Source organism: Rhodococcus sp. OS5, assembly GCF_056837585.1.
In genome coordinates, this window is sequence record NZ_CM166368.1 from 4,487,910 (window position 1) to 4,510,811 (window position 22,902).

Consider the following 22,902-nt stretch of genomic DNA (forward strand, 5'->3'; position numbering starts at 1 on the left):
CCAAAGTAGTGCCCATGACTGCGCCGCAACCGCTGACCATGGCCGACCCGTTATGGCGACCCAGCACCAAAGCCCCGAGGCTGTGGGCAATCACTGCCTCACTGTTCTGGGTACCCGTCATCGTCGCCGAAATCGTCTGTGCCGTCTTGATACCCGGAATCCCGTCCTGGGTGGTCGGCACCGTATTCGCAGTCACCGTGCTCTTCGCTGCCACCTACATTCTGATGGTCCCGGCGTGGCGGTATCGCGTCCACCGATGGGAGATCAGTGATACCGCGGTGTACACACGCACCGGCTGGTTCACCCAGGAGCGACGCATCGCACCGATCTCGCGCGTGCAGACCGTGGACACCGAGCGCGGACCGATCGACCGCATGTTGGGTCTGGCAACCGTCACGGTCACGACAGCGTCGTCGGCCGGGGCCGTGAAGATCTCCGCACTCGACCAGGAAGTCGCCGACCGCACGGTGGCTCAACTGACGGAGATCGCGGGTACCAACGTCGGAGACGCGACGTGAACGAGAAACAGTTGGGCGACCCGACCGCGATCGAGATCCCGGTAGAGGCGGAAACGGCAGCTGCCGAGGCCGCGGAAGAGGAACAGCCCTGGCTCCGCCTCGACCGACGCATGCTTCTGGTCCACCCCGTCAACGAAGTCGTCAAACTGCTCCCGGTCCTACTCGTCTCCGTAGTTCTCGGCAGCCAATCCGGAAACCACTGGTGGGGACTCGGCGTCGTCACTCTGCTCGTCATCTTCGGTTTGTTGCGGTATTTCACCACCACGTACCGAATCGGACCCGTCCACGTTCAACTGCGCACCGGGGTCTTCCAGAAAAAGCTGCTCTCCGTCCCGCGTAGCCGCATCCGATCCGTCGACGTCGAGGCCGGGGTCATGCACCGGTTGCTCGGACTGTCGATCGTGCGCATCGGTACCGGCCAGCGCGCCGGGAGCGGCCACGATTCGAACAAGTTCGAGCTCAACGCCCTGTCGACCGCCCTGGTTCCGGACCTACGCGCCGCACTGTTGGCCGGCGCCCAGCAAGCACGGCGACTGGAAACCCCGGGCACGCCGGTCGAAAGCATCACCGAACCGGTCGACACCGAAATCGGTCACTGGGAACCGAGTTGGGTTCGCTACGCCCCCTTTTCGTTCACCGGAATCGCCATCATCGCAGCCATCATCGGCATCTCGTTCCAATACGGCATCGGCACTGCCGTCGCGAAATCCTCGGCAGTGAGCGACAGCTTCGACTCACTCGAGAGCCTCGGCATCGCACTGATGGTCGTCATCGCACTCGTCGTGCTGCTGGTGCTGTCGAGTGCACTCGCCTGCGTCCAGTACCTGATCGCGTTCGGCAACATGAAACTCACCGACAACGGCCGCATCCTGCATGTCAGTCACGGCCTGTTGAAGACTCGGCAAACCACACTCGACCGCGCCCGCCTCCGTGGCACGACGCTCAAGGAACCGCTCCTGCTGCGATTGGCCCGCGGCGCGCGGCTCGACGCCATCATGACCGGGGTCAGCGCCGAGAAGAAGGAATCTTCGCTACTGCTCCCACAGGGACCACGCAGGGAAGCCGAGCGAGTGATGGCCACCGTGATCGGTGACTCACGCCAGGCGTCCGCCCCGCTGATCCCGCACGGCCCGGCCGCGCGGCGGCGCCGGTACACCCGAGCACTGTTCCTCGCCGCGGTGGCGTTCCTGGTCTGTGTGGCGGGCGCGGCTTCTGGACTCGATGTACCGATCTACGCGTGGTTCGGGGTCGCCGTACTCGCCATCGGTGGCACCGCCCTCGCCTACGACCGATACAAGGGCCTCGGCCACGCAGTACTACCCGGATGGTTGATCACCCGAAACGGCTCGCTCGATCGCCAGCGTCACAGTCTCGAATCCGAAGGTGTCATCGGATGGACGGTGCGCGAGACGTTCTTCCAACGACGCGCGGGAGTGGCAACCGTCGTCGCCGCGACGCCCGCCGGCACCGGAAGCTACGAGGTGATCGATCTCCCCGCCGAGAACGCGTGGGAATTGATCGAAGCCGTCACTCCGGGCGGTGGCGACGTGTGGGCAGGTCGTCGATGATGAGCCTCGCCAGCGAACCGAGACGCGATCGCTCGGGCTGGATGGTCGGAACACCGAGGAGTTCCAGCGGAGCGGCCGTGACCGGTCCGACGCAGTAGGTCGGTACCGGTCCACGCATCGCTGCGACGAACCGCTCCAACTCGCCCATTTCTTTTGCCGTGCTGAGCATCGAGGAGACCGCGGGGGCACTGGTGAAGGTCAGCGCGTCGATCGCACCGGAACGAACTGCAGCGACCAACGCGCGGACCGGCGACTGATCCGGCGGCCGGATCCACCGATAGACCGATACCGGAGTGACAACCGCGCCGATGTCGGCGAGGGAGGCGCTCAGGTCCGTCAACGGCTCCCATTCGGTGATGGTGCCGTGCAACTGGACTGCGATGCGCAAGCCTGCCACTCCCTCGCTTCCGAGATGTGCCAGAACTTCCTCGGACGACTCACCCGAAGGCGACCATTCCTCGCGCAGTCCGGCGCCTCGGATGGCGCCCGTCGCCTTCGGGCCGCGGGCGATGATGCGCGTGTGGGCGAGAGCCCCGAGGAACTCGTCGGTCAAACCCCACGAGGCGACGGCGTCGAGCCAACCCCTGAAGCCGATCCCGGTACTGATCACGACCAATTCCGGAGGATCGGCAATCAAAGCGGACGTCTGAGTCCTCAGGTCTCGATCGTCCACCAACGGCAGCACATGGATCACCGGTGTCCGCACGATCTCCGCGCCTCGACGTTCGAGGAGCGTCGCAAATTCTTCGACACGCCGTTCTGCGGTCAAGGCGATAGTCGCACCCGCCAAATCATGTTCAGCCACAGGCTGAGTGTCCCTTATGCACGGGTCAGTTTCCTACGCGCGCGCCGAGAACTATTGCGAGCTGAGGGTGGCGAGTCTGTTGATCGCCACTTTGAAGAGGAAAACGGCGGCCGGAGCGATCGCACCGACCAGCAGCAGGAAGGTCAGAGGGGACGAAAGCACGAGTACGTCGCCGCCGGGGCCGCCCACCATGCACACCAAGAACCCGACGATCCAACCGGCGAGCGGCAATGCGGCCCTACCCGGCGTCGTAACCGTGCGGGCGGCGATCACCAATACGAGGTTCGCGGTCGCGGCTACGAGAATGCTGATGGGAAATGCCGTCGTACCGAGATGAGTCGGCAAGAACAGGACGGACAACACCGCGCACAAGAATCCGTCGAAAATCAGGACGCCGAGGATGACAGGGTCGAGCCACGACAGCGACGTTCCTGTCGAGGCGTCCGTGTTGTTCTCGACGGTCGTCATGGTTTTGATAGTGGTCTATCGGTCGTCATCGCGCGAGCGCGGGGTCCCTCCCGACAAGCACCCCGGCTCGCGCCCGAAAAGCACGAAGCTGATCAGGGAACCGGCGGGAACCCGAGCAGAGTCAGCAAATGACTCTGCTGATCTGCGAATGCGTAGAGCGACCCGTAATACAAGTCGTGGTAATAACCAGCCATCGGACGCAACGAATCGACGAAGGCGACGATCTGGTTTTGCAGGTCCCAGTTGTACATTTCTTCAGCCCCCAGGCTTTGCTGTTACCGAAAGGACCACCCATCCGGTGACACGCATCACACACCACTACGGCGTCGATCGCAATGCCTGTGAGCCGACGCCCAGGTCAGCTGTGCAGCCCGCCGAACAGATCGCGCTCGCGGCCGTCCTCACCCACCGGACCGAGCGCGCCGGCGGCCAATACGAAATGCTCGACCGTCAGGATCGGTTGGACCACGTTGTTCGACAATGCGAACTCGGCTCGGCTCGGGGCTACCGTCACCTGAGTGGCGTGGGCGCTCAATGCCCTCGCCTTCGCATCGATGACGCCTCGAACGTCGATTGCCGTCGTCACGTCTGTGTCCTCGACGCTCGGCAATTCCCCGGGCTCGGGCAGACGCCAGTTCTCCGGGAACTCGGAAATCGCCGCGATGCCGCGTTCGAGTCCGCTGCGCTCGGTCACGGTCCAGTAGAACTTCGGAGTCGACCACGGCTCGCCGGTCTCGGGATACGCGGTCGTTCCTGCAGCTTCGACGGCCGCTGTCGTGATCGCGTGCGCCTGGATGTGGTCCGGGTGCCCGTAGCCGCCGTTGGGGTCGTACGTGATCACGACGTGCGGCTGAATCTCACGAATGACGGCGACCACCGCGCCGACTGCTTCGTCGAGTCGAGCATTGACAAAAGCACGGGGATTGGCGGCCGAAGGTGTGCCGATCATTCCGGAGTCGCGATACCGACCGGCACCGTCGAGGAAGCGAGGAGCGGCACTGCCCAAAGCCGACAAAGCAGCGCTCAGTTCCGCGATCCGGTAGCCACCGAGTTGATCGGCCTCGGAAGCCACGAGCCCGGCCCACGCATCACCGATCACTTCGCCTTCCTCCCCCAACGTGCAGGTGAGGACTGTGACCTCGACGCCTTCGGACGCGTATCGCGCGATGGTGCCACCGGTGGTGATCGTTTCGTCGTCCGGATGTGCGTGTACCAACAAAAGCCGCCTCGCCGACGCGGTCACTTTTCCACCCTCACCCAGTCCGTAGCGTTTCCGAATATCCCCACCTGCACCGGCCCGTCGAGGACCACGCCCTCGACTCCGGTCCCGACCGCGACCAGCGCTCGGCTCTGCACGATCGGCAAAACCGCCGCAAGATCCCACAGCTTGGGTTCCGCATCGGCGATCAACGACCCCAGATCCCCGATGCCACTGAGCGCTTCGTCGATCCGACCTTGCAACGCCGGATCACACAGCCCGGCCAGGTTGCTCGGAGCCTCGACGCTTGTCGTTCGGATGGGCTCCGGTGTCTGCGACGGCGTCGGTGCGGGCACTGCCGAACTTGTTGCCGGAGTGGAAGGTGCGCTCGGGCAACTGAACCGCGAGGCCAGCGAAGTGGCCGTGTCGGCGCCTGCCCGGCTCCAACCGACGATCATGTCGACGCGTCCTGTCGTCAGGTCCTCGCCGTAGAGTTCCTCCGGCGCCACCGATTCGACGGTCGCCAGGATTCCCACGTCACGCAATTCGTCGGCAGCGGTGTTTGCCACGGCGATCGCGATGTCGTCGTTTTCGGGAGCGCCGATCAGCAGTGTCAACTGGGCGCCGTCACGGACGATCGATCCGACCGTTCCAGTGCCCGTGACGATTCCGGTGGGCGGTGCCGTCAGGTAGCCGGCTGCAGTCAGCTCGCCCAGCGCCTGCTCCCTGGTCGGTTTCGGCGGCGCGGTGGGCGCATATCCCGGATCCGACGGAGCGAGGATCTGAGCTTTCACCGGGGCCGACGCCGATTCACTCCCTGCCGCCACCACGGCGAGCAGGTCCGGATCGAGCAGTCCCAGAACACCTTTACGCACCCGAACATCCGCGAAGTTCTTGCTTCGCCCGTTCACGTTGATGTCGAGAGTGCGCGGAACGTAGGAGAATGCCGTCCTGACACCCGGGATTGCAGACAGCTGAATATCCGTGGCACTACCCGAATGAACCTGCGCCACTTGGGCATCGTCGGTACGCAGCGCATCCGCCAACTGCGCAGCCGTTCCTCCGCGTCGCAGAACTATCTGATCCGGGTCTGAAGGCTTGCCCCAGAATCGGTCGTTGCGTTCGAGCACGATTTCGTCCCGGCCGCGGTCGACCGAGCGCACGTGAAAGTGGGCTCCCGACACCGGAATCCCCTCACTCAGGCCGGTGCTGAAACCGCCGGGAGTGTCCTTGATCAGGTGGGACGGAAGAATATCGGTGAACAACTCTCGCCATGCCGGATACGGCGCACGCATCACGACGTTGACCGTTTTGCCGCCGCCGGACGAGTTCACGTCGTCGATCATCTGATAGCCCGCGGGATTGACCACACCGGGAACCGAGATCATCTGCTGCCACAGGTAGCGAAAGTCTTCTGCCGCAATGGGAGCGCCGTCCGACCATTGGGCTTCGTTGCGCAGTTGGTAGCGAATCGTGAACGGGGCCTCCGACGTCACTTCAGCGGAAACGAGGAAAGAATCGTCGATCGCCCACTCCGTCGCGCCAGGTTGTGTGGGCGAATTGATCGGGCGAAACGCACTGGGCAGTACGAGGTTGCCGACTGCGGAGTTGACCGGCGACTGATCCGCGAGCAGGTGCGGGTTGAATCCGCCTCCCACCTCGTCGATTGCCACAGTGACCTGCTTCATCGCCGGAACGACCGGAGTCGGTGTGGGCTTGACGGTTTCGGTGCTCTCGACCGGAGGCGGGGGATCGGCTGTACATGCAGTCAGTGACAACGCCGTCACTGCCACTGCCAACGCCAGGTAGCGACGTCCTGAGGCCACAGACAATTCCTTCCGTACGGGGCCGCGTCGCCCCTTCGCACTCGATTTCCAGGCAGAACTTTGCCTGGAAACCATGAAGGCGAATGTACCTTTCCGCCGAAAACTCGGCTGAAAGGCACATCCGCCTGTCAGGTTGTAACCGACGAAAGACTACAGAGCAGCCTTGTCGCGTGCCTTACTACGTGAACGCTCGCGAGCGCGCTCGGTTGCGTTGAGGTGCACCTTGCGGACGCGAACGTCCTCCGGGGTGACCTCGACGCACTCGTCGCTGGAGCAGAACTCCATCGCTGCTTCGAGTTCGAGCTTGATCGGCTTTGCGAGGGTCTCCATCACGTCTGCGGACGACTGACGCATGTTGGTCAGCTTCTTCTCGCGGGTGACGTTGATGTCGAGGTCTTCCTGACGCGGGTTGATACCGACGACGTGTCCCTCGTAGGTGTCTGCGCCGGGCTCGACGAAGAAGGTTCCGCGGTCGGCCAACTGGATCATGGCGAACGGCGTCACCGTGCCGGAGCGGTCCGAGACGAGCGAGCCGGTGTGGCGCGCACGGATCTCGCCGGCCCACGGGCCGTATCCGTCGAACACGGCGTTGGCGATACCGGTTCCGCGGGTTTCCGTGAGGAAGTCCGTGCGGAAGCCGATGAGGCCACGCGAAGGAACGATGAACTCCATGCGAACCCAGCCTGCGCCGTGGTTCGACATCTGGACCATCTTGCCCTTGCGGTTGGCCAGGAGCTGCGTGATGGCGCCGAGGTACTCCTCGGGGCTGTCGATGGTCAGCTCTTCGAAAGGCTCGTGAACCTTGCCGTCGACGAGCTGCGTGACAACCTGCGGCTTACCGACGGTGAGTTCGAAGCCCTCACGACGCATCTGTTCGACGAGGATGGCGAGCGCGAGCTCTCCACGACCCTGGACCTCCCACGCATCGGGGCGACCGATGTCGAGGACCTTGAGCGAGACGTTACCGACGAGCTCCTGGTCCAGGCGGGACTTGACCATGCGTGCAGTCAGCTTGTGACCCTTGACGCGACCGACGAGCGGTGACGTGTTGGTGCCGATCGTGACCGAGATTGCCGGCTGGTCGACGGTGATGCGGGGCAGTGCGACCGGGTTCTCCAGATCGGCGAGGGTGTCGCCGATCATGATGTCCGGGAATCCTGCGACGGCGCAGATGTCACCGGCGACGGCGACCTCACCGGGAACGCGCTCGACACCGATGGTCGTGAGGAGTTCGGTGATCTTGGTCTTCGTGACGACGGGCTCGCCGTCGACCTCGCGGCACCAGGACACGGTCTGGCCCTTGCGCAGCTCGCCGTTGTGGATGCGAACGAGTGCGAGGCGACCGAGGAATGCGGATGCGTCGAGGTTGGTGACGTGAGCCTGCAGCGGTGCGTCGACCGAGCCCTTCGGCGCGGGGACGTACTCCATCAGCACCTGGAAGAGTGCGGTGAGGTCCTCGGCGTCGGGAGCCTTGCCGTTCTCGGGCTGCACGGTCGATGCCTTGCCTTCGCGACCGGACGCGTAGAGGACGGGAAGTTCGAGTGCGAGCTCAGCGGCTTCGGCGGCCTCGTCGGACAGGTCCGATGCGAGGTCGAGGAGCAGGTCCTGAGCCTCGGTGACAACCTCTTCGATACGGGCGTCGGGGCGGTCCGTCTTGTTGACGACCAGGATGACGGGCAGCGAAGCGGCGAGTGCCTTGCGCAGCACGAAACGCGTCTGCGGCAGGGGTCCCTCGGAAGCATCGACGAGCAGGACGACGCCGTCGACCATGGACAGGCCGCGCTCGACCTCGCCACCGAAGTCGGCGTGGCCGGGGGTGTCGATGACGTTGATGACGGTGATGGAACCGTCTTCGTTGACCTTATGTACTGCGGTGTTCTTCGCGAGAATGGTGATGCCCTTCTCGCGTTCGAGGTCGCCGGAGTCCATAACGCGATCGACCAGCTCGGCGCGCTCCTCGAACGCGCCGGACTGACGAAGCATGGCGTCGACGAGGGTGGTCTTGCCGTGGTCGACGTGTGCGACGATGGCAACGTTACGGAAGCTGGTGATGGTCACGCGATGGCTCTCCTGGCTGAGTTGATTCGGCCACGCGAAAGTCAAGTCGCACGGCTCTTCTGGTGGCCGCTGCACGAGTGTGTGATCCGAATCAGGGCACGAATCGCCTGAGAAGGCACCGCGGCCTAGTAAATACTACTCGCTCCGGGCTGATACTCCTGCATTGTGCGGCCTCTATCACCGCCCCCACCAGCGAATAGTGATCTGCACCACGCCGATGCGCGTAGGATTACGACCTGGAGAAACAGGTCATTTAAGGGTACGCTAACCTCGTTCCAAGAGCGGGCTCTCCGCCGTAGTGAAACAGGAAAGCCGCAGCGTCACATGGGAAAAGTCAAGGCAAGCAAGGTCTCGCAGCTCAAGCCGAAGAAGAAGTGCTGCCGCAAGAAGACGCGGTGCATCAAGTGTCCCGTCGTCATCATGCGGATGAAGAAGCTCGAGAACGAGGGCGCATCCAAGAAGGAACTGAAAGCGGGTCTCAAGAAGGCTCGTGCGGCGTAAGCGCGCTCAATTCCGCGAGTAACTCGGGGATCCAGGCTCGATCGTTGTCCACCAGATCCATCGACAACAGTTCTTCGGCGTCGACCCATGTCAATTGAGCATGGTCGAGCGCGACCGGTTCTCCCGACACCAACTCCGCCCGGTAGGCCCGCAGGACCAACCCCGGCGACAGTGGCACGTCGACACCGATTCTGGCGCCGCATCTCACCTCGACCGCCAGTTCCTCGAGCAGCTCCCGCGCCAACGCGTTCTGTGGCGATTCGAATTCTTCGACCTTCCCGCCCGGCAGCTCCCAACGACCGGCCAAAGCCGGCGGACTCGTCCGCTGCGCGAGGAGCAGCCTTCCCTCGCGGAAGATCGCACCGGCGACAACTTCCCGATCCCTTGCAGGTGCATCACTCATCGCACCATGATGGAGTATGGCCACTTTGTTGTCCGACTCCGCGATCCAAAACGCTCTCGACGAACTGCCCGCCTGGCAACTGTCGCCAGGGTCGATCACTCGCACGGTCGACTCCGCGACATTCCCGGACGCCATCGCGCTTCTTCAACGCATCGCGGCAGTCGCCGAGGCCGCGGATCATCATCCCGACATCGACGTTCGCTGGCGAAAGGTCACGTACACGCTTTCGACACACTCGGCGGGCGGTCTCACGGAACTGGACTTCGACCTTGCCCGTCGAATTGACGTACTCGTCGACGATTCGGTCCGTTTCGACTGATCTTCGAGTGAACAAACCTCGCAATCTGACGTAACAGTTGCATCAACTTTCACATAGATCACTTCAGTCACAGGTATGGTCGCCGTAAATCACGATCGAGGCCGGTCATGCCATAGACTCCCCCCGGTGCGTAGCTGCTCAGCAACTGAACAGCTGTACAACCCGGGGGCTCTGTACATAGAGTGACCCCTCGAGCCGTCAAACGCGGAGCTCGCCTAGGCGCCCGCGCGGTATGACTAAGGATGGGGAAACAGTGCTTCGAACCCGAGGTATGCGAAAGGCGTTCACCGCCGTCGCTATTGCCGCAGTAGCAGGACTGGCATTGCCGGCACAGGCAATGGCCGATCCGGCAGCACCGCCCGCACCCGAAAGTGTGCCGATCGAGTTCCTCGCATCGTTTGCGCCCGCCATCATCGGCGCCGCCGCAGGTCCGGCCGATGTTGCAGGCGGACCGCAGCAAGCGTTGCTCGACCAGGCTCGCGCGATCCTGAACTCCCCCGGCATTCCGCCCGAGATCAAGGCCACCCTCGAGAAGGTCATCACCTTCCTCGACGGCAGCGGCGGCGGCGGACCGGCGATCCCGGACGAGAACGCCCCCGTCATCGCGCAGTTCCTCTACCCGACGCTTGGCAAGGGCTGCATCTCGGCCACCGCCGATTCGGTCGGAACCGCACTTGCCGTTCCCGGCCCGGCTCACCTGCCTCCTCCCGGTCCCGCTGCCGGTCAGGCCGGATTCGTCTTCACCGCTCTCGGTACGGCTCCCGCCGTCGACGACCAGCCGGTGCCGATGACCGTCACCTGGGTCAACATCGACAACCAGCGCAGCGCCACCCAGAACTTGACCAACGCCGCACGCATCAACCCGGACGGCCCAGCCACTCTGTCGGCTATCGCCGATACCGGCCCCGGACGCGTTCTCTCGGTGATCAGCGGTTCGCTGACCACCCAGCCGGAAGGCGCAGATCGCATCACCTGCAGCTTCCTTCCGACCGTGGGCATGTTCGCGGTAGCTTGATCGAAGTCTTGTGAAAGGGACCCACCGAATTTCGGCGGGTCCCTTTTGCATCTCCGATCACCGTGATAGACCCGATAGATGGGACATCTACGAGTGGACATCACGCACGGTCGTCCAGAGAAGAAATCCGGCCCAGACCAGTCGATACGGTCACACAAGTCGACGCGATCGATACTGTCCATCCGATCCGAGGGGTCCATTCTCTCGATCGGATCGGCGTACTCGATCCTGTCGATCGGTAGCGTCGGCTCTTTTCTTTCGATCGGAAGCATCGGGTCTACGGCGTCGGTCCTGAGTTCGGGCTCGTTCGCCAGTCTCGGGTCCGCGCTGTCCGGTCTCTCACGTTGGTCACTGCTCTCCTGGCGTGGAAATCATGCAGCCCCCGAAGAACACCCGAAACTTGTTGTCATTGCGCCGGAATCGGATTCGAGCGATCCGGACCGCTCACTACGATCCGTCTCGCACTCTCAGACCTGATTCGGTCGCGGCCATTCGCGGCCTTCCAGCGCTTCGACCGAGGTATTGAATTGCCGCAGTAGGTCACCGAGCGCGAGACGCTGCTCCGGCGTCCACTCGCGGAGGACCTTTTCGACACCGGCTGTCGAATGTTCGCGATCAGCACGAAGTTTCGACAGCCCCTGCGCCGTCGGCCGGACCTTTCGCGCGAGCCCTCCGTCCGGATCCTCCACTCGCTCCACCAAGCCCTGACGCCTCAGCGCGCCGATCTGCCGGTTGATGGTGGAGATGTCGAGCGAGAAAGCGCAGGAGAGCTCCTTGAGGCTCATGGGATGTTGCAATTCCAGTCGACCGAGCAGTAGATACGCCGACCGGTCCAGATGAAGTTCGGCCCGTTGTGCGAGCGCGTGGTAACGCGAGAGCAGAGTCAACTCGTACTCGATATTCACCAGATCAGGGTCCCGGTCCATCCTCATATTGTGCAGACTACACACGATGTGTAGCGTGCACACTGGGGCGAACGCACCAATCAGAACACGCCATGGCGGGAGCCGCATGTCCGTTCACGCAGGGTCGTCCAATGTCGACGAGAAAATCCCCGACACGAACTACGCATCCTCGGGTCCAGTGCTCACCGTTCTAGGACTGTGCGGAATCGTCGTCGCCTTGATGCAGACGCTGGTAGTCCCCATCATTCCGCAATTGCCGCACCTGTTGAACTCCACTCCCGCCGACACCTCGTGGGCGGTCACCGCAACACTCCTCGCCGCCGCGGTGATCACGCCGATCAGCGGGCGCCTCGGCGACATGTTCGGCAAGAAACGAATGCTGCTGGTCAGTCTCGGGATGGTCGTTCTGGGCTCGGCCATCTGCGCGATCGCACCTTCACTGATCATGCTCGTTGTCGGCCGAGCACTTCAAGGAGCATCGGTCGGGGCAATTCCATTGGGCATAGCCATCATTCGTGACGTTCTTCCACCGAAGAAAGTGGCCGGCGCCATGGCGGTCATGAGCGCCACCCTCGGCGTCGGCGGTGCGATCGGACTGCCGATCGCCGCGGTGATCGCCCAGAATGCCAACTGGCACTTCCTCTTCGTCACATCGGCAGCGTTCGGGCTGATCTGCATCGCACTGGTTGCGTTCGTCATTCCCGAATCGACCGTACGACGCCCGGGACGTTTCGACTTCGTCGGTGCGCTCGGCCTCACCGTTGGTCTGATCACCCTGTTACTCCCCATCACCAAGGGCGGAACCTGGGGATGGGGCGACGCGAAAACCCTGGGGCTCCTTGCGGTTTCCGCGCTCAGCTTCCTGGTGTGGGGATGGTGGGAACTTCGACGCAACGCACCGCTGGTGGACCTCCGCGTATCGGCCCGGCCGCAAGTTCTCTTCACCAACTTCGCGTCGATCGCCGTCGGTTTTGCCATGTACGGCAATTCCCTGACGCTCCCCCAACTGCTCATGGCACCGACGTCCACCGGTTACGGACTCGGACTGTCCATGGTTGCAGCGGGACTCGCACTGGCCCCCGGCGGACTCGTCATGATGGCGCTCTCGCCCGTCTCCGCTCGAATTTCGGCTTGGCGCGGCCCGCGAATCACGTTGATGCTCGGCGCCCTCGTCATCGGATTGGGTTACGCCTTCGCATATTTCACGGTGTCGAGCGTCTGGCAGGTCGCTGTGGCCGGAATGTTCATCGGAGCGGGCGTCGGGCTCTCGTACTCGGCCATGCCGGCCTTGATCATGGGCGCAGTCCCCATCACGGAATCTGCAGCCGCGAACGGACTGAACTCACTGATGCGATCGATCGGCACGTCGACGTCTGCCGCGATCGTGAGCGTCGTTCTGGCCGGAATGACCATCACCGTCGGCACCGCAGTGATCCCCTCGTTCGAGGCGTTTCGTGCCACGTTCCTGATCTCCATCGCCGCCGCCGTCGTGACGATGGTGTTCGCCGGGTTGATTCCCAAACAGAAAGTCTCGTAGGGGAATCAACCCGGCGGAGGACTCACTTCTCCGAAGAGCCTTCGATGCTGCCCGTCTGCAACTTCGACAGAAGTGTGTAGATGAAATTGATGATGATATCCACGTGGTGCCCTCTCGCATAACGGGTCCCCGACCCGCCAACGACGGTACCGCAGAACCCTCCTGCATCGAATCGCCGACAATCAATTCTGCAACGTGTTCTAATTTGAGGCGACGACTACCCGAGGAGCCTTTCATGACCTGGACACGCACCGAACTCGAAGACGCCTTCGCGGGTTACCAGAACACCGTTGTCGAGTGCACTCGTTCCGGCGATTGGAACGCCTTCGCGGACATGTTCACCGAGGACGTCGTCTACGTGGAACACGCTTTCGGCACCCTCAATGGCCGAGAGGCCGTACGCAAGTGGGTTACTCGCACGATGACGGAGTTCCCGGGGCACCGCATGACCGAATTCCCGGCCAACTGGTTCGTGGTCGACGAGCAGCGCGGATGGATCGTGTGCGAGATCGACAACCCGATGGAGGATCCGGGTGACGGATCCAAGCACGGAGCCGCCAACATCACGATCCTGCACTACGCCGGCAACGGACTGTGGTCTCGCGAAGAAGACGCCTACAACCCGATGAACTTCCTGTCGATGGCAAAAGCATGGTGCCTCGCCGCGGAAGCGGCGGGCACCCTCCCCGATGACGCCAAGGCCTGGCTCGCCAAATTCGGCGCTATGGTGCGATAGATCCTGTCGGCAACGAGGATCCGACCGGCTGGGCCGGACCGACCGCACCGGCCAACGACCACTGCCCGTAGTCCCGAGTGAGGATCGAGTTCAGATCCACGCCGACGCCGTCGACCTTGCGCTTGTCGATCTCGAACTGATGCAGGTTTGCCCGCGGGTGCACATACCCTGCGGGTGAGCCCCAGTTGTGCTGCCAGAACCAGGTTCCGACGCCGGCACTGATCATTGCGTCGATCACGCGAGTGTTTCCGTAGACGCCGAGCGCTCCGTTGCCGACAACCGAGGCCCACCCCTCGAGGTACGGCGTGATCAGCGTAGTGATTTCAGTACTGGTCGGATTGTCGTCGATCGACGCGTAGATCGGGCGACCGGACGGCCCACCAGCCGCCGCATGTAGTTCGAGGCCACGGGCAGCATGACGCTTGCCCGCTTCGCGGGCCCCGCGCCAGTCCGCCGTTCCGCCCTTGCCGAATTGATAGCAAGAAACGACTTGGAGTCCGGCCGCGGTCAACGCGTCGGTTTCCCGCGCCAGTACGGGCTTGCCGACCATCCAATCGGCGCCCGGGCGCCTGTCCGAAACGTATCGAATGGCGCCCGCATACCCGGCGGCCTTTATCGCCTGAGCGGACGGCACACCGGCGGCGTAATCGAGCAGGGTCCCGAGCGAACCGGCATTGGCCACCGACGTCGTACCGCTCAATGCAGCGAGTCCGGCAGCCGCCGATCCAGCCGTTGCGTACTTGAAGAGGTTTCTTCGCGAGACGTGCACAAAGCTCCGATCATCGGCGTGTCCCGCTCGAAGTGGCGGGCAGGCAAGCTATCTTCTTTCGCTCGCATTCCACCACAGTCACATCATCCCCGCCATGCACTTGGCCAACATGAGCCACATTTGCGACAAATGGGCTCGGTGCCCACTCCACCGCGCAGCTCGATGAAACAGAGAAGTGCCCCCGCGCCACAGGCTCGGGGGCACTTCTTGCTCTGCGGGACTTACTCTGCCGACAGGCCTTCAACGCTTCCGGAGATGAAGTCGAGGAATCCGAAGAGGTCAGCGAAAGCGCCGAGGAAGTCTGAGATGTCGCCGAAACCGATAGTAGGCATTGATATTGCTCCTGTCAGTGATGAACTGTCCGTGATGGCGGGCCACTGGCTGGCTGCCGGGGCTAACACTAGAGCCCTTCCGTTACTTTTACGACACCAAATGTGTCCGGGACGTTACATTTCAGGCCCGCTCGACTGACCTCATATCCACAGGTAACAACCAGTCACGGTGAACAATTTGTCACCATATTGCGCATTCCTGACAAAATTCGAACATGGTTCCCGAGAGCAGTTATCGTGCAGCATCACCGCTGTACCGGTGCTGCAAGAACAGAGGGCTCGACTTCCCCACCCTGAGAGATTCGCCGTCAAAGTCTCTTACTTGCGAATCGGTGCCAAATCTCCCCGTCCAGGGCACATTGCATCCTGAGCGTGTGCGCAATTTTTCAGCCATAACTTCGGTTAGCGAGATCTTTACGCCGAAAACGACCGGCCCGACGGCCCGCGGGACCGTACCTATCGGTCATCATGGTGACGCTATTCACACTGATTTGAGGAACTCCCGGCACCGATAACAACCGGCTCTCGACACCGATTGGACGTTCGAGGGCACAGTGGAGTTCATGAACCTCACAAAGAAGAAGTCCTGGAGTGAGCTGTCACCCGCGCAACGCCGCGTCGTCGCCGTGCTCGCAACGATTCAGTCCCTGTTGGCGATCGCCGCGTGGACAGACCTGGCGCGACGCCCTGCCAATACGGTCAACGGCAGCAAGAAGAAGTGGGCGGCGATCATCTTCGTCAACTTCTTCGGACCGCTCACCTACTTCCGCCGAGGCCGGATTCAGTCGAAGTAGTCCCAGAACTGCAGCCACTTCACGGAGGCGAAGAGCGTCAGAGTCACGACGTACACCGCAATTACCGCCGCGACGCCGCGCCAGTTGGTGCGGGGAACGGCGCCGTCGACCGGGTCCAGCCAATGACGGAACCATCTCGTGACCGTCGGCATCAGGAACCACGTCATGGCGCCGACGCTGACTATCTGGCTCAACCACATCGACAGCCACGGCGGCGCTCCGATCCCGTCGAGCAACGGCCCGAGAAACCTCGACAGCGTCATCACCGTCGGATAGAGGACGAGCAGGATGATCATCGCCGTCTTCCAATTCGGCGTCGCGCGAGTCTGCCCGTTCTCCGTACGCAGAATGGTGCCGAACGGTGTCGACCGCGTGGTCTCGGTGAAGTCCTCGGCCAACTCGGCCCGCAGTTTCGGTAGTGCTGCGGCCCTCTCGGGCGACGCCATCCACACCGCCAACTGCTGCTCTGTCCGAAACCGAAGGACGGACTTCCACTCGGTGGAGTCGGTGACCGACCGCAACAACATCACCGACTCGTAGCCGGAGAATCGCGAACTGAGATCGATGAGGTGTCGTTGCGTTCGCAGAAACTCGTTCTCCTTACCCACGACGACGGCGTGGTCGTACACACCGATACCGGGCGGCGGCAGCACGCCGTCGATCAGAACGAGATCACTCGTCTGCGCCAGAATTCCCGTTGCAGCAGCTGATCTTTCGAGATCGCGGCGATCAGTCGACTCCAGCCAACGATGAAGATCGTCGGCACTGTCGAAAGTGACGGACACGCCGTGCGACACCGGTTCCGGTTGATCACTGATGCCACAGCTCAGGTAGCCGTCGAATCGACCGGCGGTCTCGGCCGCACGCTCGACCCACGCCCGGAATCCCGAACTCGTTCGGTGGTACCCGGTGATGGCAGTTGCGGACACGTCAGCCCGATATCCGGCGCCCTTGCACGTACACGTGCGCAATCGCGGGCTCGCGCATCGCCATCAGGAGCCCGAAGAGCGTCTGGTCGCGGGCGAGTATCGGATCATCCGAACGCGTTCCGTAGTTGACGAGCCCGGCGAGCGGCGGCCACCCGGACGGATCGATCACCAGGAAGTCGGCCTCTTTGCCCTCGTCGAAGTTGCCGATCCGGTTCTCCATGTCCAGCGCGCGAGCACCGCCGAGTGTTCCGGTGAACAGCAGTTCGGCAGGGTGCATCGACACTCCGTCGTCTCCGGCTTCGGAGATGTGAACCTTGAAGGCGTCGCCGAGGACTCGGGTGAGCAGGCACTCGTCGCCGCCACCGAAGTCCGATCCGATCGCGATGTTGACCCCTGACGCAACGGTTCGTTTCCACGGCATGGTGCCGGAGCCGAGAAACTGCTGGGACGTAGGGCAATGTGCGATCGAGGTTCCGGTCTCGGCCATTCGTGCGAGTTCGGAGTCCTGGCAGTGCACCGAGTGCGCGAGTATCGCGCGTGGACCCAGGAAGCTCTTTCCGCCGACCTGTGAGCCGGGGAGGAACTTGCCGTCGTACGTGTCGAGATAGGTCTCGACCTCGTACTCGGCGAGTGTGGTCGCCACCTCGCCGGTTCCGGGCCGATTGTTCTCGTTGAGATGACTGTGGAAGTAGACGCCCCGGTCACGGACAGAGTCGTACAACTCCCCCAAATCCTTCAGCGTCCGTGTTGTCACCGCGAGAGAGAAGCGGGGAACCACTGCGACGTGAACGAGCGCAGTGTTCACGTCGCCGGTGTCGGCCGCGTGCCACTTGTCGATCTCCTCGCGGGTGAGTCTGATCGCGTCCTCTTCCGAGGTGATCAGCGCGGCGGCGGAGGCCGGGCCGGTGGTCTGAACCCCACGTCCGCTGACCACCCGAAGGCCGCGTTTCAGAGTTTCCGAGAACAGGGCGTCCTGCGCGTGCGGGAAGGCCGATCCGAACACCATCGCGGCCGTGGTTCCCGTGGCGATTCGGCGAGCGCAGAAGGCCTCGGCAGCGTGCTGGGCAAACTCCGGATCAGCGAATCGCGATTCGGAGGGAAAGACGCACAGGTCGAGCCACTCGAGGAGTTGGCCGCCGCCGTATGCGTCGCCGGCGTAGGTCTGCGGGAAATGAATGTGTGCATCGACGAATCCGGGCAGCAGGAAACCCGGTCGGTGGTCGTGGGTTTCAGCGCCTTCGAGACCGCTCGGGAGTGATCCGAATTCTCCGCAGTAGACGATCGTTCCGGCATCGTCGATCGCCAAGACGCCGTCGGGGATCGAGACGAGCGACTGCGCCGCATCCTCTACCGTCGGACGACCGGAGATGTGGAAGACATGGCCTCGATGAAGGTGCGTCACTTACTGAGCAAAGCACAAAACTACCCGGCGTCGCGCGGCGAATGCTGTCCTTTTTGTCAGATATTGGGATCAAGCAAGAGTTGCATGCCAAACAAGAGCCGCAGCCAGCGCACCGGCACCGTTCAACGACCAATGCAGAGCAATCGGCGCAATGAGGCTGCCGCTGCGATGACGAAGCCAGGTGAATACGAGACCGGCCGCAGCGGTGGCGAGAACGGCTCCGAGGATGCCGGCGACCTGGCCGACGACTCCGGTACCGAGAAAGCCGGACAGCCCTTCGTTACCGCTGGTCAAACCCATCGACGACGCGATGTGCCACAGTCCGAACATCAGAGAACCGGCAGCGGCGACGCCGCGGAATCCACTGACCCGGTTCAACGTGCCGTGCAGGACGCCACGGAAAGCCAACTCTTCGGGAATGACGGTCTGCAGCGGGATCACGATCATCGACGCGATGATCGCGCCGGAAATAGTGGCGTAGCGATCCGCCATGAAGAAAGGACGTGTGAGCGGAAGCAGAGCGCCGACGGCGACAACGGTCAGGACCAGGCCGACGGCAGCAAGCGCGTACTTCGAACCTCGCCGCAGGTCACGAGGGGACAGCCCCAATTCCGCCCAACCCATTCCCCGGCGCTTGGTGAGCGCCAACAGGACGAGAGCAGAGATGGGTACCGTCGCGATGCTTGCCCAGGCGGTGGTGAAATGCGCGATCAGATTGGTTCCCACCAGCACCACGATCACAACAGCGATATCCACGTATGCATGCATCCGCGGAAAACGAGGAGCGGTCGCTTCGATCTCCACTGGAGCGATCTCCACTGGGCCGCCGCTCGTTAGCTGAAAGTTCACTTTTTCCAGTGTACTGACGCACGAGAACTGCCCGCCACTGTTTGCGAACACGCTCACAGTGACGGGCAGGTCCCGAAGCACCTCTGATCAGGTGCCGAGCGTGCTCGCAAACTTCGGAACGGCGTTGTCGATCGCGTAGGTCAACCCCGGTACCGAGCCACTCGAGAACGCATTGACGAGTGCCGGGTCATCGAGGATCAACAGATGTCCCTCCTGGGCCGACGGGATTGCGCGCAGTAGCGGATCGTTCGCAAACGCACTGCTGTCGAGGAAGATCGGAAACAGCACCGTGAGATCCGCGTCGAACAGGTTCAGGTTCTCGTTGGCGACCGGGATGTAGAAGTTTCCGGTGGCTTTTTCGGTGATCGCCGTCGGGATCGTGAAGCCGAGGCGGGTCATGAAGTCTGCGCGTGCGTCGCCGGGTACGTACACGCCATAACCATCGGAACTGTAGGCGCCGACGGCCGCTGTCTTACCCGCAAAGCTCGGATTGGCGGCAATTGCAGCGTCGAACTTGGCGTTGAGGCCGGACAGTAGCGCCTTTCCTTCTGCTTCCTTGCCGAGAGCCTTCGCGACGAGTTCGGTCTGCTGCTCGACCGTCGTCCCGTAGGCCGTGGCGAGACCTGGAGGCGGCCCGACCGTCGGCGCGATGGTACTGAGCTTGTCGTAGGTGGCCTGCGTGTTGTCGCTTCGCGTCCACAGAATGAGGTCCGGTTCGAGCGCGATGACGTCTTCGACGCTCAAGTCCATCGTTCCGAGGATCTTCGGGCCCGTGGTGAACTCGTCCGCAATCCAGGGTCCGACGCCCTTGCCACCGAACGCCATCCAGTCCGCGACACCGATCGGCTGTGTTCCGAGGGCAAGTGCCGTCTCGGCGTCCGACCAACCGAGCGCGACGACGCGCTGCGGGTTGGCCGGGACCTCGACGTCGCCGAACATGGTCGAGACGGTTGCTCCCGCCTCCGCGGGTGCGTCAGCGCTGTCGCTGCTGCAGCCGGCAAGTCCGGCGACGGCGAGCGAGGCGGCCAAGGCGGTGACTGCAATCTTCATTCGAGAGACTTTGATTCGCATGGTTACCAGCACTCCTCCAACGCTCCAGCGAGAATTAGGGAAGGCTAGCATCAGCTAACGAAGGCTGTCGCCCATCGGCCAGATCGTGTTCAGGACGCGTCTGCGGCCCGTTCGAGCTCCGCGATATCGATCTTCTTCATCTTCATCATCGCGTCCGTGGCGCGTTGCGCCTTGGCCCGATCCGGATCCTTCATCAGTTCGAGAAGGCGATTCGGGACTACCTGCCAGGACAATCCGAACTTGTCCTTGGCCCATCCGCACGGGCCCTCTTCCCCACCCTCGGTCAGCCTGGACCAGTAATGATCGACCTCAGCCTGATCGACGCACGGAATCTCGAAAGACACTGCTTCCGAGAACGTGAACATCGGTCCGCCGTTCAATCCGGTGAATCGCTGACCGTCGAGCTCGAAGCTGACGGTCATCACCGATCCCGCCGGCATTCCGGAAGGCGATCCCTCGACGTATCTTTCGATTCCCAGGATCTGCCCGGAACCGAACACCGAGATGTAGAAGTTGGCTGCTTCTTCTGCTTGGTTGTCGAACCACAAACAGGGAGTGATGGAAGGCATGTTCTGTCCTTGTCGGAGAGGTTACGAAACAGGTGTACAGGGTTATAGACCCGGCCCGAAGCGGAAACTCATCGCAAGGAACTGCTCAAGCGGTCAACGCAGAGTCGAGCATCGGCCAGGAGCGAACGAGTTCGTCGCGCCAGTACGGCCAACCGTGCGTCCCCACCGGTTGAGCGCTGCGGGTGACATCGACTCCGCGATCGCGCAACACCTGCGTGATCTGGTCGGTGCACAGGTTCGATCCCAGTTCCATGACCCCGCCGACGACCAGTACGCGCCCCAGGGCAGGAGTATCGAGGGTTTCGTGCGGGCCTGGTAGTCCCGACCCCGAGGCGAGATACACCTTGGTTCCGCGGAGCTTGTCGGCATTGGCGAAGATGTCGTGCTCTTGCCAAGCCTCACTGCCGGCCGGACCCCACATCTGCTCCGAACGGGCATTTCCGTTGATCACAACAAGATCGGTCAACGCCTTGCCGAATCCCCCGACAGTTGTGTAGCAGCCGCTGTAGCCGGCGACCGCGTCGTACAACCCGGCTGAGCGCTGGGCCAGGATCAGCGCGGCTTCTGCGCCCATCGAAATCCCGCCGATTGCGTTGTGCCCGTTGGTCGCGAACCTCTCGTCGATCAGCGAGGGAAGCTCTTTTGTCAGGAACGTCTCCCACTTCAGACGACCGAATTTCGGGTGATCTTCCTGCCAATCGGTGTACATGGTGCCGGTCCCACCGATGGGGAGTACGACGTTCACATTCTTGTCGGCAAAGAACGGGACGATATCGCCGTTAGCCGGAGCCAGCCAGTTGTTCTCTTCGATCTGCCCGGAATTGCCGTCCAGGAGATACAGCGTCCCGCGCGGTTCCGAGCGGTCGGCAGGAAGCAGCACTTTCACCTGCATGGTGCGCCCCATGGCGGGACTCGCGACGTCGAGAAGAACCAAGCGCGAAGACAGTTCGGTGACACTCGTTATCTTCGGGGTCTCGTCGGCGAGCGCGGTCGAGGGCAACGCAAGAAGTGAAATCAAGGCGAGCGCGCCGACGAGAACGACGCTTCGAAGGCTTGCTCGATGGGGCCTCACACGCCGAGCGACGCGGCGATCATCGGCCACGAGTCGTGTAAGTCGTCTTCCCAGTATCCCCATGAATGCGTTCCTGCCGGCTTGAAGTTGTAGCGAATGTTGTTCATACCCAATGCGTTCGTCCTGTCCGCAAGCTGGGTGGTGCAGTAGTGAGTTGCCGCCTCGATTCCGCCACCGAGAACAAGCTGCAACGCCAAATCTGTGACGTCGTTGCCGATCCGCGGATCGGCAAGTGTGTCGTACGGACCCGGAATTCCGGTTGCGGTTGTGATGTACATCGGGATTCGAGGTAGCTTGTCCGCGTTGACAACCGGATCGTGAGCCGGCCAACCCGGACCATCGTACGGACCCCACATGTTTTCCGCGTCACCCCCACCGACGGCGACCACGAGTTTCACGAAGTCCTGCCCGATGCCCGGACTCGTCATCGCGCACCCGCTGAAGGACCCGACACTCTTGTACAGCGCGGGCGCCGCCATAGCCAGATCCAGTACCGACGTGCCTGCCATCGACAGGCCTGCCAGTGCGTTCTCGCCGGTCGTCGCGAACATCGAATCAACGACTGGCGGTAGTTCTTCCGTCAGGAACGTGGTCCACATGTTGACCCCGTTGTTGTTGCCGGATTTCGCGAGGCCGGGGTCCGGCCGCTCCCAATCGGTGTAATAGCTGAATGCTCCACCGAGAGGGGTGACCACGTTGACGTGCTTGTCCGCGAAGAACTTCGGTGCGTCGGTCCGCACCGACCACGTCGCGTCGTCTTTTCCTCCGTCTACTCCGTTGAGTAGGTAGAGCGTCGGCGCGGGCGTCGAGGTATCAACCGGCCGCAAGACCTGCAACGGTATGTCGCGCCCCATCGACGGTGAGTACACCGAGATGTCGACCAGCCTGCTGTTCACTGATTGAGCGTGACCCGGTGCGCCGAGAAGGTCGAACCCGCATACCGCCGTGGTCAGCGCGACGAAGACGCGGAAAACCGTTCGTAACGCACGAGTCTCGATCATCCGGGTCACTCTCTTCGGCAGCGGAACCTTTCGAACGGTACCGCCTGAAACAGGCAAACCCGACATGATCGGAAAAACTCGATCCGGTCGACACGGAAAGGCTCACGCACCGAGTGCGTGAGCCTTCCTCGTCAGACGACGCTTACTTGGGCGTAACCGTGCCGCCGCTGAGCGTGGTCAGTGCGTCGACGAGACGCTGACCGAGGTTGTTGACGCTTCCGATGGCTTCACCGAGAGATCCCATGAGTTTCCTCCTG

25 protein-coding genes are annotated in these 22,902 nt (G+C 62.6%); 9 read left to right on the forward strand and 16 right to left on the reverse strand.

Annotated features, from left to right (window positions below; translation table 11 throughout):
* The first annotated feature begins 14 nt into the window (after positions 1-14).
* Positions 15-518 carry a PH domain-containing protein gene (locus tag ACVZUB_RS20740; RefSeq protein WP_007726268.1) on the forward strand — a complete coding sequence of 168 codons (504 nt, stop codon included), beginning with the start codon at positions 15-17 and terminating at the stop codon, positions 516-518.
* Positions 515-2,086, forward strand: a complete 1,572-nt coding sequence (locus ACVZUB_RS20745) for a PH domain-containing protein (protein WP_307807246.1) — start codon at positions 515-517, stop codon at positions 2,084-2,086. Before ACVZUB_RS20740 ends, ACVZUB_RS20745 begins: the two co-directional genes overlap by 4 nt.
* On the opposite strand, the gene ACVZUB_RS20750 is transcribed toward ACVZUB_RS20745, so the two are convergent.
* The 6 genes from ACVZUB_RS20750 to typA form a co-directional block, all read right to left on the reverse strand.
* Positions 2,046-2,891 (reverse strand): uroporphyrinogen-III synthase, encoded by an 846-nt coding sequence (locus ACVZUB_RS20750; RefSeq protein WP_030536223.1) that lies wholly within the window; start codon positions 2,889-2,891, stop codon positions 2,046-2,048. The genes ACVZUB_RS20745 and ACVZUB_RS20750 overlap by 41 nt on opposite strands.
* Before the next feature lie 51 nt (positions 2,892-2,942).
* Entirely contained in the window at positions 2,943-3,359 is a 417-nt protein-coding gene (locus ACVZUB_RS20755; protein WP_030536224.1) for a hypothetical protein, read from the reverse strand.
* 92 nt (positions 3,360-3,451) lie between these two features.
* The gene (locus ACVZUB_RS20760) at positions 3,452-3,610 is read right to left on the reverse strand and encodes a hypothetical protein (RefSeq protein WP_003945210.1); all 159 of its coding nucleotides are present in this window, start codon (positions 3,608-3,610) and stop codon (positions 3,452-3,454) included.
* A 107-nt stretch (positions 3,611-3,717) separates the two neighbouring features.
* Entirely contained in the window at positions 3,718-4,602 is an 885-nt protein-coding gene (gene mshB / locus ACVZUB_RS20765; protein ID WP_482627714.1) for an N-acetyl-1-D-myo-inositol-2-amino-2-deoxy-alpha-D-glucopyranoside deacetylase, read from the reverse strand.
* On the reverse strand, positions 4,599-6,383 hold the full coding sequence (locus ACVZUB_RS20770) for an ABC transporter family substrate-binding protein (RefSeq protein ID WP_482627715.1): 1,785 nt from the start codon (positions 6,381-6,383) through the stop codon (positions 4,599-4,601). The genes mshB and ACVZUB_RS20770 overlap by 4 nt, the downstream gene beginning before the upstream one ends.
* Before the next feature lie 150 nt (positions 6,384-6,533).
* The gene (typA, locus tag ACVZUB_RS20775) at positions 6,534-8,441 is read right to left on the reverse strand and encodes a translational GTPase TypA (RefSeq protein ID WP_007726276.1); all 1,908 of its coding nucleotides are present in this window, start codon (positions 8,439-8,441) and stop codon (positions 6,534-6,536) included.
* A 324-nt stretch (positions 8,442-8,765) separates the two neighbouring features.
* On the opposite strand from typA, the gene ACVZUB_RS20780 reads away from it, so the two are divergent.
* Positions 8,766-8,942: a hypothetical protein gene (locus ACVZUB_RS20780; protein WP_003945207.1), complete on the forward strand. Its 177-nt coding sequence runs from the start codon at positions 8,766-8,768 to the stop codon at positions 8,940-8,942.
* On the opposite strand, the gene ACVZUB_RS20785 is transcribed toward ACVZUB_RS20780, so the two are convergent.
* The gene (locus ACVZUB_RS20785) at positions 8,920-9,345 is read right to left on the reverse strand and encodes a (deoxy)nucleoside triphosphate pyrophosphohydrolase (protein ID WP_007726279.1); all 426 of its coding nucleotides are present in this window, start codon (positions 9,343-9,345) and stop codon (positions 8,920-8,922) included. The two genes, ACVZUB_RS20780 and ACVZUB_RS20785, sit on opposite strands and share 23 nt — an antisense overlap.
* 16 nt (positions 9,346-9,361) lie before the next feature.
* On the opposite strand from ACVZUB_RS20785, the gene ACVZUB_RS20790 reads away from it, so the two are divergent.
* The 3 genes from ACVZUB_RS20790 (at position 9,362) to ACVZUB_RS20800 (ending at position 11,156) form a co-directional block, all read left to right on the forward strand.
* Positions 9,362-9,664: a 4a-hydroxytetrahydrobiopterin dehydratase gene (locus ACVZUB_RS20790; RefSeq protein ID WP_003945236.1), complete on the forward strand. Its 303-nt coding sequence runs from the start codon at positions 9,362-9,364 to the stop codon at positions 9,662-9,664.
* 271 nt (positions 9,665-9,935) lie between these two features.
* Positions 9,936-10,679, forward strand: a complete 744-nt coding sequence (locus tag ACVZUB_RS20795; RefSeq protein WP_003945233.1) for an Rv1157c family protein — start codon at positions 9,936-9,938, stop codon at positions 10,677-10,679.
* 78 nt (positions 10,680-10,757) lie between these two features.
* Entirely contained in the window at positions 10,758-11,156 is a 399-nt protein-coding gene (locus tag ACVZUB_RS20800) for a hypothetical protein (RefSeq protein WP_042448789.1), read from the forward strand.
* Here ACVZUB_RS20800 and ACVZUB_RS20805 read toward each other — a convergent pair.
* The gene (locus ACVZUB_RS20805) at positions 11,147-11,605 is read right to left on the reverse strand and encodes a MarR family winged helix-turn-helix transcriptional regulator (protein WP_003945257.1); all 459 of its coding nucleotides are present in this window, start codon (positions 11,603-11,605) and stop codon (positions 11,147-11,149) included. The genes ACVZUB_RS20800 and ACVZUB_RS20805 overlap by 10 nt on opposite strands.
* Positions 11,606-11,690: 85 nt before the next feature.
* Here ACVZUB_RS20805 and ACVZUB_RS20810 point away from each other — a divergent pair, with 85 nt between their 5' ends.
* Positions 11,691-13,121, forward strand: a complete 1,431-nt coding sequence (locus tag ACVZUB_RS20810; RefSeq protein ID WP_063316831.1) for an MFS transporter — start codon at positions 11,691-11,693, stop codon at positions 13,119-13,121.
* Between the two features lie 235 nt (positions 13,122-13,356).
* Positions 13,357-13,857 carry a nuclear transport factor 2 family protein gene (locus ACVZUB_RS20815; RefSeq protein ID WP_007726289.1) on the forward strand — a complete coding sequence of 167 codons (501 nt, stop codon included), beginning with the start codon at positions 13,357-13,359 and terminating at the stop codon, positions 13,855-13,857.
* Here ACVZUB_RS20815 and ACVZUB_RS20820 read toward each other — a convergent pair.
* Entirely contained in the window at positions 13,844-14,626 is a 783-nt protein-coding gene (locus ACVZUB_RS20820) for a DUF1906 domain-containing protein (protein WP_482627716.1), read from the reverse strand. The genes ACVZUB_RS20815 and ACVZUB_RS20820 overlap by 14 nt on opposite strands.
* 895 nt (positions 14,627-15,521) lie before the next feature.
* Between ACVZUB_RS20820 and ACVZUB_RS20825 the strand changes: the two genes are divergently transcribed.
* Positions 15,522-15,752 carry a PLD nuclease N-terminal domain-containing protein gene (locus ACVZUB_RS20825; RefSeq protein WP_007726301.1) on the forward strand — a complete coding sequence of 77 codons (231 nt, stop codon included), beginning with the start codon at positions 15,522-15,524 and terminating at the stop codon, positions 15,750-15,752.
* Here ACVZUB_RS20825 and ACVZUB_RS20830 read toward each other — a convergent pair.
* From ACVZUB_RS20830 to ACVZUB_RS20860, 7 genes are all read right to left on the reverse strand, one after another.
* Positions 15,740-16,681, reverse strand: coding sequence for an antibiotic biosynthesis monooxygenase (locus tag ACVZUB_RS20830; RefSeq protein ID WP_482627717.1), 942 nt, complete (start codon positions 16,679-16,681; stop codon positions 15,740-15,742). The genes ACVZUB_RS20825 and ACVZUB_RS20830 overlap by 13 nt on opposite strands.
* A 1-nt stretch (position 16,682) precedes the next feature.
* A complete protein-coding gene (locus tag ACVZUB_RS20835; protein WP_482627718.1) occupies positions 16,683-18,083 on the reverse strand; it encodes an amidohydrolase family protein in 1,401 nt (466 codons plus the stop codon).
* A 69-nt stretch (positions 18,084-18,152) separates the two neighbouring features.
* Positions 18,153-18,851: a CPBP family intramembrane glutamic endopeptidase gene (locus ACVZUB_RS20840; protein WP_020908494.1), complete on the reverse strand. Its 699-nt coding sequence runs from the start codon at positions 18,849-18,851 to the stop codon at positions 18,153-18,155.
* Between the two features lie 168 nt (positions 18,852-19,019).
* Complete coding sequence (locus ACVZUB_RS20845) at positions 19,020-19,982, reverse strand: iron-siderophore ABC transporter substrate-binding protein (RefSeq protein ID WP_482627719.1); 963 nt, start codon at positions 19,980-19,982, stop codon at positions 19,020-19,022.
* A gap of 110 nt (positions 19,983-20,092) precedes the next feature.
* Positions 20,093-20,572, reverse strand: coding sequence for a VOC family protein (locus tag ACVZUB_RS20850; protein ID WP_003945229.1), 480 nt, complete (start codon positions 20,570-20,572; stop codon positions 20,093-20,095).
* A gap of 85 nt (positions 20,573-20,657) precedes the next feature.
* Entirely contained in the window at positions 20,658-21,644 is a 987-nt protein-coding gene (locus ACVZUB_RS20855) for an alpha/beta hydrolase (RefSeq protein ID WP_482627720.1), read from the reverse strand.
* On the reverse strand, positions 21,641-22,645 hold the full coding sequence (locus ACVZUB_RS20860) for an alpha/beta hydrolase (protein WP_482627721.1): 1,005 nt from the start codon (positions 22,643-22,645) through the stop codon (positions 21,641-21,643). Before ACVZUB_RS20860 ends, ACVZUB_RS20855 begins: the two co-directional genes overlap by 4 nt.
* Positions 22,646-22,902 lie beyond the last annotated feature (257 nt).

Coding starts and splice junctions, on each gene's coding strand:
- ACVZUB_RS20740 (WP_007726268.1), top strand. CDS start 15: ATGACTGCGCCGCAACCGCTGACCATGGCCGACCCGTTATGGCGACCC.
- ACVZUB_RS20755 (WP_030536224.1), bottom strand. CDS start 3,359: ATGACGACCGTCGAGAACAACACGGACGCCTCGACAGGAACGTCGCTG.
- ACVZUB_RS20760 (WP_003945210.1), bottom strand. CDS start 3,610: ATGTACAACTGGGACCTGCAAAACCAGATCGTCGCCTTCGTCGATTCG.
- ACVZUB_RS20780 (WP_003945207.1), top strand. CDS start 8,766: ATGGGAAAAGTCAAGGCAAGCAAGGTCTCGCAGCTCAAGCCGAAGAAG.
- ACVZUB_RS20785 (WP_007726279.1), bottom strand. CDS start 9,345: ATGAGTGATGCACCTGCAAGGGATCGGGAAGTTGTCGCCGGTGCGATC.
- ACVZUB_RS20790 (WP_003945236.1), top strand. CDS start 9,362: ATGGCCACTTTGTTGTCCGACTCCGCGATCCAAAACGCTCTCGACGAA.
- ACVZUB_RS20795 (WP_003945233.1), top strand. CDS start 9,936: ATGCGAAAGGCGTTCACCGCCGTCGCTATTGCCGCAGTAGCAGGACTG.
- ACVZUB_RS20800 (WP_042448789.1), top strand. CDS start 10,758: ATGGGACATCTACGAGTGGACATCACGCACGGTCGTCCAGAGAAGAAA.
- ACVZUB_RS20805 (WP_003945257.1), bottom strand. CDS start 11,605: ATGGACCGGGACCCTGATCTGGTGAATATCGAGTACGAGTTGACTCTG.
- ACVZUB_RS20810 (WP_063316831.1), top strand. CDS start 11,691: ATGTCCGTTCACGCAGGGTCGTCCAATGTCGACGAGAAAATCCCCGAC.
- ACVZUB_RS20815 (WP_007726289.1), top strand. CDS start 13,357: ATGACCTGGACACGCACCGAACTCGAAGACGCCTTCGCGGGTTACCAG.
- ACVZUB_RS20825 (WP_007726301.1), top strand. CDS start 15,522: ATGAACCTCACAAAGAAGAAGTCCTGGAGTGAGCTGTCACCCGCGCAA.
- ACVZUB_RS20840 (WP_020908494.1), bottom strand. CDS start 18,851: ATGCATGCATACGTGGATATCGCTGTTGTGATCGTGGTGCTGGTGGGA.
- ACVZUB_RS20845 (WP_482627719.1), bottom strand. CDS start 19,982: ATGAAGATTGCAGTCACCGCCTTGGCCGCCTCGCTCGCCGTCGCCGGA.
- ACVZUB_RS20850 (WP_003945229.1), bottom strand. CDS start 20,572: ATGCCTTCCATCACTCCCTGTTTGTGGTTCGACAACCAAGCAGAAGAA.
- ACVZUB_RS20860 (WP_482627721.1), bottom strand. CDS start 22,645: ATGATCGAGACTCGTGCGTTACGAACGGTTTTCCGCGTCTTCGTCGCG.